This is a genomic window from Zavarzinella sp. (assembly GCA_041399155.1).
Lineage (GTDB): Bacteria > Planctomycetota > Planctomycetia > Gemmatales > Gemmataceae > JAWKTI01.
On sequence record JAWKTI010000003.1, the window covers coordinates 545,493 to 561,430 of the forward strand.

The following is a 15,938-nucleotide window of genomic DNA, read 5'->3' on the forward strand; positions in this document are numbered from 1 at the left end:
CTCTAATTAACAATAAAGTAACTTACTGGCTGAACGCCATATTTGGATCGACACAAATTTGTCGGGACAAATTGTAATTGATTTAGAGGTTGGATTTCTTGTGATAATTCAGTTGCCCATTTTTGTGCGCCAAATGTTCGAACGGTTACAGCAATTGCAAAAGCATGGCTTGAAGGTCTTACGATAAGTGACTGTAGCAATCTGGGCGGTTCTACAATCGACTTGCAGTAACGCTAGTCACTATCGTAAGCGTTGCAAGCAACTTCAGCGGTGATGTTATTTGCCCGAGTCGTCGAGGTCGCTCATCCCAAGACTTGCCCGCAGATCGGAAAGCGCGTCTTGGATATGGGATAATTCGTGAAATGCTTCATCGAGGCGTTCGGCGTCGTTTAATCGAGAGAGTTCGTCACGGAGACACTGTGAAGCGTACTCTGCACGGCAGAGGTCATCTTCCACGCGATCACGCCACCACGCAACGAAATGCTCGGCCACCCATTGTGCTGGTTCAGTGCCTGGCGGGAGCGAGCCGAGGGGGGAGATCGCTTGATCGATCCAATTACGTAAAACTTTGTCGATGTCTGAAATGGCCATAGCGGATAACGAGGTATGGTAAGTGTAAATCTATTGGGTGCACTTCGAGTTTCTGCAATGGAATCCCGTGTGGGAATGACGCTTGTTGGTACAACCGTATGAAGGTAAAAAAGGAATAACGGTTGTAGGCTCACAAACCAGAAACAAAGTGGCTTATACGGGTACCCGCCAAGGGCTTTCATCGCTTCATCGCCCTGGCACATTCCACAAGCTGGTAACTTAGTTATTCAGTACCATCAGTGGCAGGCCCTTCTTCCAATTCGTTTCTTTTTCACTGCGAATCACTTCGTGGTACAGCGTATCACGTTCTACTGGCACGCGGCCTGCTTCCACGATTAAGCGTTTCAGGTCTTCCACCGTCATCTCCTGTGGGGAGTCGCTGCCCGCTTCGTGGTAGATTTTTTCGTGCACCACGGTGCCATCGAGGTCGTCTGCGCCGTAACTTTGGGCAACCTGGGCAGTCTGGATACCCAGCATCACCCAATATGCCTTAATGTGGGGGAAGTTGTCCAGCATCAGGCGACTGATTGCCATGGTGCGTAAGTCCATCAGCCCAGAGGGTTTAGGAATATGGCTCAGGCGGGTATTATCCGGGTGAAAAGCCAACGGAATAAATGTCTGGAAGCCGCCGGTTTCATCCTGCAGTTCCCGCAGTCGAACCAGGTGGTCAATCCGATGGCGTGCCTCTTCAATATGGCCGTAAAGCATTGTGGCGTTGGATCTTAGGCCAATCGAGTGTGCCTCGCGGTGGACCCGAATCCACTCGGTACCATCCGCCTTGTGTTCACAGATTTTCGAGCGAACTTCCGGGTGAAAGATTTCTGCACCCCCACCCGGCAGGCTGCCCAGGCCGGCTTCTTTCATTTCTTTTAATAATTCCAGTGAAGGCCGGCCCGTCATTCGTTCAAACCAGTCCCACTCCACAGCGGTCCAGGCCTTCAGGTGCAGGTCTGGAAACTGCTGGTGCAGAATTCGGATGATGTTCAGGTACCATTCGTAGGGCAATTGGTGGTGCAGCCCCCCAACAATATGCAGTTCGGTGCAGCCACGATCCGTAGCTTCCCGCCCACGGGCAATAATCTGCTCGTCGGGCATTACATAGCCTTTGGGGTCTTTCAAATCGGCCCGGAACGCACAGAAGGTGCAGCGGTAGACGCACACATTGGTGGGATTCAGGTGCTCGTTGACATTGTAATAGGTGCGATTGCCATTTTTTCGCTCTCGCACCACGTTTGCCAGTTCGCCCAGATAGTGCAGGTCGGCGTTTTCATCCAGCCAGACCCCTTCATCGAACGTAAGTCGTTCTGCCGCAAGTACTTTGTCGCGAATTGTGGAAGCAATAGTCATGGTCGAATCCCGATATCTGCGTGGTGGATTTTGCCCCACCTTTTGTCAATTACAACAAACTGTATTTCTACTTAGGTAACCGTTGAATGCAACAAACAATAACCAAAATGCGGTGTAGAAGATGAAAAATAACTCATAATCTCTGGCGTTGATGGCTTTTTAGCCCATTTGGATGGGGGCAGGCCAAACCCGCCGATTACTTTTCCTGAGGCACCAGTAGATTGTGGTCGTCTGTGTCCTCCCCCTTCGGGAGATACTTCAGATAGTTGCCTTTGGAAATGAGTCGTTTTGGATCCTGCTTGATCCGTTTTTCAACCAGTTCAATTATTGTTTTCGGATCGGTGTATGTCTTGCCTTTCGCATCAGCAGCCAGGCAATACCAGGAGCTAAACTCCAGTCGCTGCCATGATGAAGTATGGCAGGGCAGAAACAGGAAGGGGTCGAATTTCTGATGATCGGGATTTACCACTTTGTTCAGATAGATGCAATAGACGACTTCTCTTTTCCCTGGGTTTTTCGGATCGGGGCGTGTAAATAACAAAACCTGATGTGCACCATTTTCTTTGACCCCAGCCACGTGAGTGGCAAGTACCTCATCTTTAACTGGCCCTGCTTTGTTAATTGATTTCAATACTCGATCCACACTTTTCACCGTAGCCGTCGAAAAGATTGGATTTCCCTTGTACTTGCCGGGTACAACAGTTGCTTCAACAATCGAATCGCTGGCATCAACGACCCACTCTAAAGAGTAGTAGTAATACGAGTACGTATCTGCGACCGCAGAACTGGTACACGTGAGACCACAAACCGTAGCGATCATGATCAGATTTCGCATAGTATTCCTCTTCGAATGAGCTGAGATTATTGTACATCGCGAAAAATCTGTTTTTGCACACTCTAAACCCAATTTCATGTGAAAATCGGTGTTTTAACGTCTATCATGCGAACCGCGGCTCACAAAAACATGATGTTGAGTTGCCAACTCAAGTTAGTACTGGATTCCCGCCTTCGCGGGAATGACGGTTGTAGACACAACCGTCGGTTGGGTTTGTGAGCCGACGGAGTTAGCCGCGGTTGGATTGAAAAATACCAGAAACACCGAAGTTCAAACTGATTTTGGTTTAAGTATTAATCTAACAATGAGCTTCTTAATCAAGTGCGAGAAACGCTTCCCAGAATTGTTTCGTTTCGGCTTCAGTCAAACTCCCACGTAACGCGGGGATGGCTAATTTTTTTCTATCTGGCGACAACGCACCCAGCAGGACTGCCATTTGCTCGGCAAACTGTTTTTTTTCGCGTGGGAGTTTTTTTGCCGTTTCTTCAAATACAGAGATTAGTTTTTTTCTCGTGTCTTCAAGTTGTGGCATTTGATTCAACGGTGCGGCGGCCTGCACTGCCATATTCCGGTTTGAAAATTGAAAGGCGATTGTGCAGTGCGACAGATCGAACTTACTGAGTTGTAACTCTCCCAGATTGGCTTTGCCACTGATCGAAATCAGGATGGCAGGGTTATTTTTCAGCCCCCACAGGCGGTTCAGGCTGATCCGGCGAAATTCAGGGTTATCCAGTCGGACAATTCGTTCCGCTGTTTGATTCACAGCCCGCATCAGGCGTTCACGGTTTTTGCTGATGAAGAGATTTCGTCCATTGATTGCCAGGTAGGTAATCGGCTCATCTTCTTTGGGAACACTGAAATAAAGTGAAAACTCGCTGTCCGGAATATCTTCCTTCACAATGGTGGGCAGTTTTGCGAGATTTTCCAGCATCGTGCTGCTGAAATTGGAGGTCATCTGGATGTGGACCATGCTGGTCTCTTCCAGTTCTTCTGCACTCGAGATGACCACTTTGTCCATTTCAGATAGATCTTCAATGCCAAACACCTTTAGGATCTTTAATTTCTCTGTCAGTGGCTGAACAATCGATTCCTGCGATATTCGCTGGCGGAACAATTCTCCCCAATCGAGAACCACCAGAAACTGGGTGTCGGGCAATAAATAGCGAAAATAACGATCGACTGTGGGGTCTACCGGGACGGGCGTGGGGCTGCCACTTCCCGAACTGGTGGGAGAATTCTGCGTGGGTGGGTTTTCTACCACCGGTGGGTCTGATTTCTTGAACACATGGTCATTCAGAATGCCCAGAATGATCAACAGACCGAGCAGCACCCCCAGGCCAATGCCAATTCTTTTCACCCACCGCCAGCGTGGTTTGGCACTCGGCAACGGTGGGGGACCGTTTCGTTTCGCCGAAGGCACCGGTGGTGGGCTTTTCCTGGTCGTTTTCGTGTTGACTTCGGTGGGGCTGTCATCGTTAAACTCAAACGGCGATCCACGTGTCGGCGTGGCAGACTGCATCGCAGCCGTGGTGGTTTCTTCCACGTAATCGCTGGGCAGTGGCTCGTAGGCTGGTGAAGGTGCCGAATCGTTCACGCTGCCACGCACATCCGCCCACTTTTCTAACGCATTCGCCAGTGCGGTCGCTGTCGCAAAACGATCGTCTGGCCGCTTTTCCAACAGACAATGGAGAATTGTTGCTACTTCCGATGGGGTATCCATCCGCAGCAACTGAATATTTCGTGGGGCATCCATCTGGTGCTGCAGCAGTTTTTCCATCGCATTCCCACGTGGAAAAACCACTTCGCCAGTCAGCAGGTAATAAAAAGTACAACCCAGGCTGTATAAGTCGGAACGCGAATCGACGGTGCTGGAATTTTTTGCCTGCTCCGGCGACATGTAATCTGGTGTCCCCACCACCGTTCCCATGCGGGTCAATTCGGTGCTGACATCGTCCGGATTATCTTCATTGTGCTGCACCCGTGCCAGCCCCAGGTCGAGCAGTTTCACCACGCTGCGTGGGCCGTAACGGCGTTGTTCCCCACTGGCCACCAGAAAGTTTGATGGCTTGACATCGCGGTGAATCAACCCAATCTCGTGGGCGTGGGCCAGCCCCAGTGCCGCCTGACGAATGTAGGAACACGCCGTGGTAATCGGCAGCGGACCATGGTTTTTCACCATCACAGACAGATCGGTGCCATCGATGTATTCCATCGCCAGATACAACCTATCATCCACCTCGTCGGCGTCAAATACCCGCACAATGTTCGGGTGGGCAAGCTGTGCTGCCGCCTTCACTTCCCGCCTGAAGCGACGTAAAGCCGTGTCGTTGTTCAGCAGGGTGGTGCGTAGTACTTTCAGCGCCACCACGCGGCCCATGTTCCGTTGGGTGGCCTTAAACACCTTCCCCATCCCGCCTTCGCCCAGTTTGTCGGAGATGAGATAGCCACCGATCACCAGATCCGCCCCACGTCCGGCCAGCAGTTTTTTCGCCTGATAGATTGTGATGAGTTTGAGGCGGATGAGCTGCTTGGCGAATTCCTGCGGATCTGCAGGTGGCTGCGGGGCCTGCGCAAGGGCATTTTCGACGTCGGACTGCTGCAGCAAACCGATTTCGTACAGTGCATCACAGAAATCAGCCACCGACTGAACCGGCATCCACACCATCCTGACTGCGTGCGAGTCCCAAACCACTGGATTCAGTAGTTGTATACCCTAGTCTAGTATAGTTTGTGTCATTGGGAATGAAATCCACTTCTGATTTTTCCTCTGTTCCACCTTGTTTCGCTGCAACATCCCCTCGCAAGTCGGTGCGGCGGATTTTGCCTATCATGACAGTGGTAACGTTTGAGGATAAAGACGATGCGAGCACTATTACTGGTATTACTTGGTACTACCTTTTCTTCCCACGTGCGTGCGGATGACTGGCCCCACTGGATGGGACCAAAACGGGATAACGTCTGGCGGGAAACCGGCATTCTGGAAAGTTTTCCGAAAGGTGGCCCCAAAATTCTGTGGCGTGCCGAGGTTGCCGGTGGTTACGCTGGCCCCGCAGTGGCCAGTGGCAAGGTTTTCGTGACCGATTATGTCACCAAAGACAATGTAAAAGTAGATAATTTCGCCCGCAAAGAATATTCCGGCATCGAGCGGGTGCTGTGCATCGACGAAAAAACCGGCAAGCAACTGTGGCAGCACAGTTATCCGGTGAAATATGCGATTTCCTATCCGGCAGGCCCACGCTGCACCCCCACGGTAGATGGGGATAAAGTGTACACCCTCGGTGCGGAAGGAAACCTGTTCTGTTTTCAGGTTGCTGATGGTAAAGTCTTATGGGAAAAGGACTTAAAGAAAGAATACAACACCAAGTCCGCCCTGTGGGGTTATGCCGCCCACCCACTGATTGATGGGAAAAAATTAATCACTTTGGCAGGTGGTGCGGGCAGCCACGTGGTGGCTTTTGACAAGGAAACCGGCAAAGAACTGTGGAAAGCAGAAACCTCGCCGGAACAGGGGTACTCCCCACCCACGATCATTGAGGCGGCTGGCGTGCGTCAATTGCTGTTGCTGCGGCCTGATGCGGTCACCGCAGTCGACCCCGAAACCGGCAAACGACTCTGGACCACCCCATACAGTGCCAGCAACGGTTCGATCATCATGAGCCCCATCGTTTACAAGGATTACCTCTACGTGGCAGGCTACAGCAACAAGAATCTGATGCTGAAACTGACCCAGAATAAGCCGGGTGTCGAAGTGCTCTGGCAGGACAAGCCACGCATCGGCATTTCGCCAGTGAACGTGCAGCCGTTCGAAGAAAACGGCATCATCTACGGATTCGACCAGAACGGCCGAGCATATGCAATAGAAATCCCATCGGGCAAGCGACTGTGGGAAACCACCGAAATCGTCGGGGGTGATCGTGCCGCCGGTTCGGAAACCGCCTTTATTGTAAAACAGGCTGGCACCGATCGTTTCTGGTTCTTCACCGAACGTGGCGACCTGGTAATTGGCAAACTTTCGAAGGAAGGTTACACGGAAATCTCCCGCGCCAATGTAATCAAGCAAACCAACGTTGCGTTCGGCCGCGACGTGATCTGGTGCATGCCCGCCTACGCCAACAAACACGCCTACATCCGCAACGACAATGAACTGATCTGCATCGACCTATCGAAGTAGGCAAATGTATATGTATCAGAAAAGCGTAGTGATTATTAGGTAGCTTAGAAGAAACACAATAACAGGCCAATTACAGCATAGCAACTAACATAGGTCTTGTAACATTGTCAACGCCACAAGAATTGCTCGAACGAGACCTTGAGCACTCGCACCACAACATGATTGTGATTGCGGGAATTGGAGTCACCCTCGCGACATGTGACAACAACAAAAACGCCACATGGAAAGGCTTATTAGAACATGGTCTTAGGTACTGTAAGGATTATTGCAGTACAGATAAAAGTCGGATTAGCCCACAAGAAAAGATCTTGAAAAACAGGAAATCTCTAAGTGGAGATCTGATAGGTGTTGGAGAATTCATCACTAGAGAGCTGACCAACGACCGCAGTGGTATTTTTGGCAAATGGCTTGTAGAGGTATTTGATACAGTCAATAATGTAGACAATAGCGTTATAAACTCGTTAGCAAATCTTGATATAAATATTGCTACAACGAATTATGACGGAGTAATAGAAAAAGCACTGAATTTACACGCCATAACATGGAAAGATGTGGCGAGTGCAACTGAATTTCTCAGAAATCGATCGCGAGCAATTCTTCATCTTCACGGCCATTATAAGACGCCTGAAACAGTTATACTTGGCGCTAGCAGTTACAGCCAAATATGCAATGATGTACATTTTCAAGAGAAGCTACGTGCAACCTTGCTATTCAAGACTGTAATTTTTGTGGGGTGCGGAATCGACGGCTTAAGTGATCCAAATTTCGGATCATTATTTGATTGGGCACAAGATGCTCTAGAGCAATGCTCACACCAGCATTATGTACTAGTCAAAGAAAGCGAATTGACAATTTGGCAACAAAGATTGCGTGGAATCCCAGTCAAGGCAGTATCTTATGGAAGCACACATTCTGAACTTGCAAGTTTTTTGACGCAACTTGGTAGCAATGTTCGAAAAAAAATAGTGGTTGACCCACTAGCAAGATTAAATGATGTACAATTAAGCTACGAGACAATGTGGCCACTATTAGAAAATAAACTAGGTATACAAGGGTCAAGAGCTTTGCTAAGCGAATCAATGCAGCTAGCAAAATCGTTGATGGATGCAGGAGGGAAATTGCGTGCAGCTTTGGATTTTCATAGCCGACTAAATAAATATAAAAAAACATTGCTAAATAATGATTACTTGGAGTTTGCGTTATTTTCAGCTGAGTCTTTGCTAAACATTGAGCCAAGGTTGACATATACAATAATTGAAGAAATCAGAAGTGTGTTTAAGGGATCAATACTCCCTGGAAAGTATTTTTCAAAATTGGCCGATCTATCTATACGTTGCTTAGACGCATTGTGTGCATATAGTGAAACTCTTATACAAATTGATATCGCACTTGAAGCCACTGATGGTGATGAAAATGAACGATTACAAGCTGAAAGAGCAGAAATTACTTTCTTACAAGGTGATTTCCTCAATGGATACTAGCAGATGACCAATCAGGAACAATCACATTCAGAAAAACACTTGTTGGAGCAAGTTGATTCGAAACTTCGATTACAAATGATTGAGCTAAGATTGCACGCTATGAAAGGAGATCTTGCTAAATCACTTGCAAACATAGCACGCTTGCATGAAATACACATGTCTTGCAGCGTTAGTCGTGTAGCGTTGTGTATGCTAGAAGCTGAATTGTATGATTTAAATTATCAAGAACAAGAGGCAATCGATTGTATTAAGAATAGTGTTATCCCCTTAATGGGTAAACTTGCTCCAGAAATTCGCCTTGTAGTCGAATTTAATTTGAGCTCATTAAAGCTCAATAGTGAGCTTGTTAACCTAAGATACAATGTTATTGATCAAAAGCGACTGATCGATTTCAACTCTTTGGATTATCAAAGGTTATTTCAGGCCAATTATAATCTTGATTTCGGTAGGCATTCTGAATATCTCGGGGTAATCTGGCAGAATTACCGGCGGGCTTTCCTTCAAGGGTGCTGGAGCGAACAACGACTTTGCAGTAGGCTACTGTCGAAAATATGTTTAACGCAGAGAAATTTGAATGATGCAGTTCATCATGCATTATTGTCGCGTGATGATAAGCTTTGTAATGAAATTTTAGCAGGTGCAATTGCTGTCAGATCAAGCGACATTATCAGAGGGGTCGTTCAGCGACTTATTAACACTGCTAATCTTCGAAAGCATTTTCGTTTTGCATGCAAGATAGTTGAAATGATTGCAGACGAAATACCTGATGATATAATCCCAGTTGTAGGTCAATGGATTATTTCGCGTGCAAAACAAGAAAGAGAATCAGAAATTCATTCTGATTACATTTCAGATATCTGGAAATCGATTTCCGCAATTGGGCATCGATTACCTAGTATTCTTGCTAGCAATGCAATCAGTATTGCTTTAGCTCATACTGCGTTTAGAGAGGTTATTCCAGAGGGATGCTTTTGTCCTGAGAGAAGAGAGATACTTTCTGCTCTAACTCAATTAATCTCAGTTGCGAATTACGAAGAAATTCAATTGTTGGCTGAGCAAGTAGTTGAATTGCTATGTTCGCGTTCTAATAATCACGATCTTCCTACAGCAGTCGATTTGCTAAGTAAATTAGCATATTTTGCAAACGATCGCATACGCAATTTCATATCAGCATCCTTGTTCCCAGAAGGGAAACCGATACACATTGCTCTAGTTCAAGTTGCGCAGAATTTTGACAAGGAAGATGTTATCGATGCGCAACAGATACATCAGCTATCGATTGGTGTCATAGAGAATTTGCATAGGCAAGTTCAATTTGTGCCTTATGGTTCGCAGCCAGAACCAGTGCAGGAGTGTCTATACCAACACTTTAAAAACAAGTCAGATGGTACATTGTATGTCCACGCTACCGGAACGATTGGTCTTTTTGCTGTCGCAAAACATCGACACAAGCTCTCGCCGGAGGCATTGTGCAATCTTGTGGATGCAATTATGAGATTGGCAATTGATCAAGAGAATTTATACTTGAACCGAGAATCTCTGCTTGTAGTGTTAGTTCAGTTCAAAGATGTTATGTTTGGGGAGCTCAGAAAACGAACTTTAACAACTCTTCGACAAATTGTATCTTGCAGCGATTCAGAATCAAACCATTTCCATACATCAAACCAATCTAATGAATCGCGCGAGCCATTCAGATTCGATACTGGAGATCCGGTCAATGTTAAGGCAGTAGCAATTGTAGCGATTGCTTCAATTGCAAGCACTATGAAAACGTTCCCTGTTGCTATTTCACTAATTATTCAGAATGCAATTTGCGATGCTAATCCTAGGATCCGAAGTGCTGCTTATACTGCTACCAGAAGCCTTCGCAAACCATCTGATGGCATTATTTTAGGACTTCTTGTGGGTCTTCGGGACCCCGATGACAATGCAGCTAGTTACGCATTTGGCGCAATATCTGACCAAATTGAATGGAAGTTAAGCTTGAACCACTGGCAGATTTTTCTGATGGCAGTAAGTCTTGCGCAACAAACTGGTGCTCCGTCGCTAAGAAGACATGCCGCTCATGCATTGAGAAATTTGAAACAAAGATGTCCTTCTCAATTTCAAGAGCAGCTACGTACTATTGAAACAGCTTTGAAATGCGACACATCCTATCTAGTTCGATCCGTATTTCAGGAATAACCATTAATTCTAGTTGTCAGCACACTTTCGCATGCTAATTTCTTTGAAAGCACGGTAACCTGTTGCATTTACAATCGAATCATGTCGCTTTCCACTGTGCTGAGAAATCAACACGTTATTCCTTACTTCTTACCCTGGCGGCGTTGCTGGGTTTTTCGTTTTGGGCGGTAGCCTCGTGATTTGGGTGGGGCGGAACGTTCAGCAGATTTACCCTCCGCTCCTCGTTCGCCTGCGGGTTCACCCTTGGCTGGATTGCCCACACTGTGGTAGTGGTCGCCTTTCAGGGCCTGGTTCGCCTTTTTGCGTTTTGCCAGAATTGCTTCTTTCGGTGGGTTGGCTGGGATCAGGGCGTCGCAGCCATTTCCAATCAAATCGGTGCGGTCGGCGTTCACCAGGGCTTCCCGCACCTCGAACCAGTTTTCCGGCTTGAAAAACTGCATCAACGCCCGCTGTAACTTCCTGTCCCGTAAGTGTTTCGCGATGGCGACCTCGTTGCCGGTCATCGGGTCGATGCCGGTGTACCACATGCAGGTGGCAATATCGAACGGTGCGGGGATGAAGTCCTGCACCTGGTCGGGGCGGTAGCCGTTTCGCTTGAGATAGACGGCCAGATCGATCATTTCGGCCACCGTGCTGCCCGGGTGGCTGGCGATGAAGTAGGGCACCAGGTACTGTTTGGGCTTGCCTGCCTCCGTCGATGCCTGCTGAAATTGTCGGGCGAAGACGCCAAAGTTGTCGATGCTGGGCTTTTTCATCAGTTGCAGTACGGTGGGGCTGGTGTGCTCCGGTGCCACTTTCAACCTGCCCCCCACGTGATGTGCGGCCAGTTCCTGCACATATTCCGGCGAAAGCTGGGCCAAATCCATCCGGATGCCACTGGCAACGAACACTTTTTTAATCCCTGGGGAGCGTCGCACTTTTCTCATTAATTGGATCACCGGGCCGTGATCGGTGCCCAGCAATTTACAGATCGTGGGATGAACGCACGATAGTCGTTTGCATTTCGCTTCCACTTCGGGCCGGGTGCAACGCATCTGATACATGTTCGCTGTGGCACCGCCGATATCGCTGATAATTCCCTTAAAGTCCTGGTGGGTAGTAAGTTGCTGCACTTCCCGCATCACCGATTCGGAAGAGCGGGACTGAATAATACGTCCCTGGTGGGCCGTAATACTGCAAAAAGTACAGCCACCGAAACACCCACGCATAATGGTGACGGAATCCTTAATCATTTCATGGGCGGGAATTGCTTCACGGTAGCTCGGGTGGGCCCGTCGTGTGTAGGGCAGATCGTATACGGCATCAATTTCTTCTGTCGTCAGTGGGAAATCGGGCGGATTCGCCACCACTGCCTGACGATCGTGCATTTGTACAAGCGTTGCAGCATTGAACGGGTTGGTATTCAAGTGAATCAGGTGATTCGAGCGGACAAAGGCCATTTTGTCGCTTTTCACCGCTTCAAAGCTGGGGATCAACTCAAATTTCGGTTGCCACGGTGGGGTGGTTTTGTGGCTATCCGGAGGTGCGTTCACGGTGGGCAAACTGGCCTTCAGTTCGTCCCAGTCTTCGTGGGATTCCTTCGCACCCAGCACGTAGGCGGTGCCACGCAGATTGCGAATCTGGCGAATGGTTTCCCCAGCAGCCAGCCTGTGGGCAATTTCGACAATATTTTTTTCGCCCATGCCATAAACCAGCAGATCGGCCTTGCTGTCGAGCAGAATCGACCGTCGAACGGTGTCGCTCCAGTAGTCGTAGTGGGCGAGACGTCGCAGGCTGGCTTCCACCCCACCTGCAATGACGGGTACACCGGGAAACGCTTCGCGGCACCGCTGGCAATAGGGCAGCGTGGCCCGATCGGGCCGCAGGCCAATCTTCCCACCTGGGGAATAGGCATCGTCGTTGCGGACCTTTTTGTTGGCGGTGTAGTGGTTGATCAGGGAATCCATGTTTCCCGCACTGACTGCGTAAAACAGGCGGGGCTTGCCAAACTGCCGCCACGGTTCGACAGTTTTCCAGTCGGGCTGGGACAATATTGCGACGCGAAAGCCCGCCTGCTCCAGCACGCGGTGCAGAATGGCCATCGCAAAGCTGGGGTGGTCGATATAGGCATCGCCGGTCACAAAAACCACGTCGACTTCATCCCAGCCGCGGGCGAGCATTTCCGCACGGCTGATCGGCGCAAACTCCTTAGGGGCAGGAGGTTGCATCAATGGTAGGTCAATCCGCTGTCGTGGCACCGTGATCACTTGGGTTGGTAGTCTGAATAGACTATTATAGCGGGCAGTGACTTGCAGGTCTTGCGATTCTGAACCACGGTAGTTGCTGGTGGAAACTCAAATCATTTGATGTGGGATATCAACTTGCAAGGAAATGAAGTGCTGGTGGATCAGTTGCCCACAATAATCTGTGCGGTGGCCTGTTCGGTTTTGTCCCCCACCTGGGCGGTAATGCTCAGTGGGAATGTGCCCGCCTGATTGGCAGACAGTTTTACTTTGTATGTCCGATTTTCTTTCGGCAGCATTTCATCCACTACCACCTTTGCGGGTGCGTCCGTTTCCAGACCTTCCGGAATCTGGAAATCGAGTGCCAGATGGTTTAAGATCCAGTTCCCACCATTATGCAGGTGGAAGTGACATTCAAACTCTTCGCCCACTTCGACTTGAGGCGGGGCCTCAATTTTCAATCTCAGACGCGAACTGATGATCGGTGTTTCAAAATAGAGGTTCTGGGTGTAAGTGGCGGTGAATGTTGCCAGTTCCTGCGGTGAAATCACGCGATCTGGTTCTGGTGCCACAATTACCTGCAGGCGAATTTCCTGTCCAGGATCAACCCGGCCCAGATTCCACATGATGTGCCCACCCAGGCAGGTGGCGCTGGGCTTGGTATCAATCAGGGTGACACCATCGGGAATATCGTGATCCACTTTGAAGCCAAACGCGGGACGGGGCAACAGCACCTTGGCAGCCAGGCCGTAAACAAGTGGTAAATCACTCCCTGCTACTGGTTGATCAATAGTAATTTCCACTGCACCGATTGGGTTGGCGGTTTCGGCAGGGTTTTGCAAGTTCATCATCGCACGCCTCGTCATCGCTACCACGATAAAGGAAAGGTGGGAGCTGTTGGTTCGGGAACCTCGTGTCGTTTTCCATCAAGTCCGCAACATCCACGCAAGCCTAGCACAAAAATTCGGATCGGGGCAGAAAAATGAACGCTTATTGCGATACCGAAATCGGCATGGCCGTCGGTGGGGCTTCCAGCTCATAATCGTGCTTACGAATTGGCTGACAGGCCAGGCGAATTGCCCGCACTAACTCTGCTTCAATAAAGGGTTTACTGAGATGTTCCCGTGCCCCAGCCATGCGGGATTTCATGCTATACACGAAACCTTCTTCTGACGACATAATAATCACCGGAAGTTCTGCCAGTTGTGGTTGCGACAGCAGGCTCGTGGTGGTTTCGTTGGCATCCACCTTGGAATAGTCGGCATCCAGCAACAACAATTCTGGTGCACCATGCTGGGCAATGAATTCGCCGATCATGTTGCCATCAGAAAGTTCCCCCACGTGGCGTTCCTGTTCCAGTAACGTTTTCAGAATTAACGCACGGAAGGTGGGGCTATGTTCCACGAGTAATGTGTATGGCCTGCCTTTTGGCGGAATCCAGACAGGGATCGCCGGCAATTCTTCAGGATCGATCATCAGTGAGCCACTGCTGCTGGGCCCTTCCTGAAAAATAGAATCTTCGTCCTGATCCAGGGGCTTATCAGTTCGCTTCAGGTGCTGCTCGTACATTCTGGCCGTGCGAAGCTGCTCCGCAAAGGCGGCATTGTCCGGCTGATAACTTCGGGCAGCATCAAAATAATACAAGGCATCGGAAAATTCGCCCAGATTCGCCAGTGCCATCCCAAGAAAATAAGCCGTGGTAAAGGTTGGCTTGGCTTCATGCTGCTGGTGCAGGCGGGAAATACTGGTACGCAGTAGCTGCTGGTTCGAGTTACTGTTATTGATCGCTTCCGTAATACGGGACAGGTGCAGAATCGATCGGCATCCCCCACATTGGGTATCGGTGGTATGAATTTCGGCACTGCAGAATGGGCAACGCGTTTTCCGTACCGTCTTGCCACGTTCCTTGACGGTGGCCAGCACCATCTGGGCCTGGCGATTGTTGGGATTGATCTTCAGTACCTGTTCCAGGTAGACCGTGGCTGTATGTGGATCGGGTGCCAATTCTGCCAGCCAGAGCCAGGCAATTTCGTTCTGAGAATTGAGATCAATGACGCGAAAAAAGTCGCGGCGGGCTTTTTCCACATCCTTTATTTTGGCGTAGTGGGTGCCAGAACTGATTAAGGCGCGGATCAGCCGTTCGGAAACCTTTTCTTTGCTGGTAGTAACCTGAAAAGCACGCTCGAGGTATTCGACCGCTTCGGCATTATCACCCGTCAGGGTGGCGCACCACACCCACACGGTATCCAGTTGTGGGAATTCGGTCGCCAACCCACGGAACAACCGCATTGCTTCTTCGCGATTGCCCGCTTTCGCAAGGGTAATGGCTGCATTAATTCGATCGGTGGTTGTGTCCGCGTGCATGGGATGCCCTGAGTGTCCCAGAAATCAATTTTCGTCCACAGCAAACATAGATCATAAATTCGTGGGGTGATGAAATTACGTTCTGAGTGCAATAATTGCGATGGACTAGAAAAACAATTATGCTTCCACCTGAAATTTCAGGCGGGAGTGAAAGGAAAATCGCCCAAAACGCCCACATTGATGTCAGCGGACACAGGTCTTGTGGCCTAACGGCATTAGCAGCAGCGGTTGATTTTTGCCTTCATCGCCCGCAACCCTGGCAAGGGAATTTCTTTTTGATGCCGCACGCAAAGCCGCGAAAACGCAAAGAGATTCTGAAGACAATCGTCATTCCCGCGCATGCGGGAATAAGTGCAGAAACTGGAAGCAGCATTCCCCAACCTTGTTCGTGTGCAGCGAGAATCAACTGGCCTTACCAAGACTGGTGTTTCATGGATGACCAGTTACATGCATTTGACGTAGTAGTTAACAAACTGACTGTAGTTCATTTGGCAAGTTGCCATTTGTCAATTGAAATGTAATTTACTGTACCATCAGGAACAGCTGAGCCTATCTCAAAGCCACCTGAATATGTTACAGACTTAACTGTGCCAGAAAAATCAATTAGAGCTCCTTCCAAATGTTTGAAATGATCTGTTGATTCGAGATAATAATATTTGCCATCTATGATAATTTCTCTGCCGTAGCATGATTTTTCACCTATGAGACCTCTATCATTGCACTTTGTTTGAATCGGATTCGAA

At 49.0% G+C, this 15,938-nt stretch carries 11 protein-coding genes; 4 read left to right on the plus strand and 7 right to left on the minus strand.

The window, feature by feature from the left end:
- Positions 1 to 276 precede the first annotated feature (276 nt).
- The 4 genes from R3B84_16395 to R3B84_16410 all read right to left on the minus strand — a co-directional run bounded on the left by R3B84_16395 (position 277) and on the right by R3B84_16410 (position 5,429).
- A complete protein-coding gene (locus R3B84_16395) occupies positions 277 to 591 on the minus strand; it encodes a hypothetical protein (GenBank protein MEZ6142142.1) in 315 nt (104 codons plus the stop codon).
- Between the two features lie 219 nt (positions 592 to 810).
- Positions 811 to 1,938: an aminofutalosine synthase MqnE gene (mqnE, locus tag R3B84_16400; GenBank protein MEZ6142143.1), complete on the minus strand. Its 1,128-nt coding sequence runs from the start codon at positions 1,936 to 1,938 to the stop codon at positions 811 to 813.
- Positions 1,939 to 2,134: 196 nt separating this feature from the next.
- On the minus strand, positions 2,135 to 2,773 hold the full coding sequence (locus R3B84_16405) for a hypothetical protein (protein ID MEZ6142144.1): 639 nt from the start codon (positions 2,771 to 2,773) through the stop codon (positions 2,135 to 2,137).
- Positions 2,774 to 3,086: 313 nt separating this feature from the next.
- Positions 3,087 to 5,429, minus strand: coding sequence for a serine/threonine-protein kinase (locus R3B84_16410; GenBank protein MEZ6142145.1), 2,343 nt, complete (start codon positions 5,427 to 5,429; stop codon positions 3,087 to 3,089).
- Positions 5,430 to 5,633: 204 nt separating this feature from the next.
- On the opposite strand from R3B84_16410, the gene R3B84_16415 reads away from it, so the two are divergent.
- From R3B84_16415 to R3B84_16425, 3 genes are all read left to right on the plus strand, one after another.
- Complete coding sequence (locus R3B84_16415; protein ID MEZ6142146.1) at positions 5,634 to 6,944, plus strand: PQQ-binding-like beta-propeller repeat protein; 1,311 nt, start codon at positions 5,634 to 5,636, stop codon at positions 6,942 to 6,944.
- A gap of 308 nt (positions 6,945 to 7,252) precedes the next feature.
- On the plus strand, positions 7,253 to 8,425 hold the full coding sequence (locus R3B84_16420; protein MEZ6142147.1) for an SIR2 family protein: 1,173 nt from the start codon (positions 7,253 to 7,255) through the stop codon (positions 8,423 to 8,425).
- A gap of 3 nt (positions 8,426 to 8,428) precedes the next feature.
- The gene (locus R3B84_16425) at positions 8,429 to 10,609 is read left to right on the plus strand and encodes a hypothetical protein (protein MEZ6142148.1); all 2,181 of its coding nucleotides are present in this window, start codon (positions 8,429 to 8,431) and stop codon (positions 10,607 to 10,609) included.
- 122 nt (positions 10,610 to 10,731) lie between these two features.
- Here R3B84_16425 and R3B84_16430 read toward each other — a convergent pair whose 3' ends face one another.
- From R3B84_16430 to R3B84_16440, 3 genes are all read right to left on the minus strand, one after another.
- Positions 10,732 to 12,816, minus strand: a complete 2,085-nt coding sequence (locus R3B84_16430; GenBank protein ID MEZ6142149.1) for a YgiQ family radical SAM protein — start codon at positions 12,814 to 12,816, stop codon at positions 10,732 to 10,734.
- Positions 12,817 to 12,995: 179 nt separating this feature from the next.
- Complete coding sequence (locus R3B84_16435) at positions 12,996 to 13,682, minus strand: hypothetical protein (protein MEZ6142150.1); 687 nt, start codon at positions 13,680 to 13,682, stop codon at positions 12,996 to 12,998.
- 139 nt (positions 13,683 to 13,821) lie between these two features.
- The gene (locus tag R3B84_16440) at positions 13,822 to 15,195 is read right to left on the minus strand and encodes a response regulator (GenBank protein MEZ6142151.1); all 1,374 of its coding nucleotides are present in this window, start codon (positions 15,193 to 15,195) and stop codon (positions 13,822 to 13,824) included.
- Between the two features lie 119 nt (positions 15,196 to 15,314).
- On the opposite strand from R3B84_16440, the gene R3B84_16445 reads away from it, so the two are divergent.
- A complete protein-coding gene (locus R3B84_16445) occupies positions 15,315 to 15,716 on the plus strand; it encodes a hypothetical protein (GenBank protein MEZ6142152.1) in 402 nt (133 codons plus the stop codon).
- Positions 15,717 to 15,938: the final 222 nt, after the last annotated feature.

Bases quoted from the DNA above. Each gene is read 5' to 3' on its own strand.
- mqnE (MEZ6142143.1), bottom strand. From the start codon at position 1,938: ATGACTATTGCTTCCACAATTCGCGACAAAGTACTTGCGGCAGAACGA.
- R3B84_16445 (MEZ6142152.1), top strand. From the start codon at position 15,315: ATGCTTCCACCTGAAATTTCAGGCGGGAGTGAAAGGAAAATCGCCCAA.
- R3B84_16435 (MEZ6142150.1), bottom strand. From the start codon at position 13,682: ATGATGAACTTGCAAAACCCTGCCGAAACCGCCAACCCAATCGGTGCA.
- R3B84_16425 (MEZ6142148.1), top strand. From the start codon at position 8,429: ATGACCAATCAGGAACAATCACATTCAGAAAAACACTTGTTGGAGCAA.
- R3B84_16410 (MEZ6142145.1), bottom strand. From the start codon at position 5,429: ATGCCGGTTCAGTCGGTGGCTGATTTCTGTGATGCACTGTACGAAATC.
- R3B84_16405 (MEZ6142144.1), bottom strand. From the start codon at position 2,773: ATGCGAAATCTGATCATGATCGCTACGGTTTGTGGTCTCACGTGTACC.
- R3B84_16415 (MEZ6142146.1), top strand. From the start codon at position 5,634: ATGCGAGCACTATTACTGGTATTACTTGGTACTACCTTTTCTTCCCAC.
- R3B84_16430 (MEZ6142149.1), bottom strand. From the start codon at position 12,816: ATGCAACCTCCTGCCCCTAAGGAGTTTGCGCCGATCAGCCGTGCGGAA.
- R3B84_16395 (MEZ6142142.1), bottom strand. From the start codon at position 591: ATGGCCATTTCAGACATCGACAAAGTTTTACGTAATTGGATCGATCAA.
- R3B84_16440 (MEZ6142151.1), bottom strand. From the start codon at position 15,195: ATGCACGCGGACACAACCACCGATCGAATTAATGCAGCCATTACCCTT.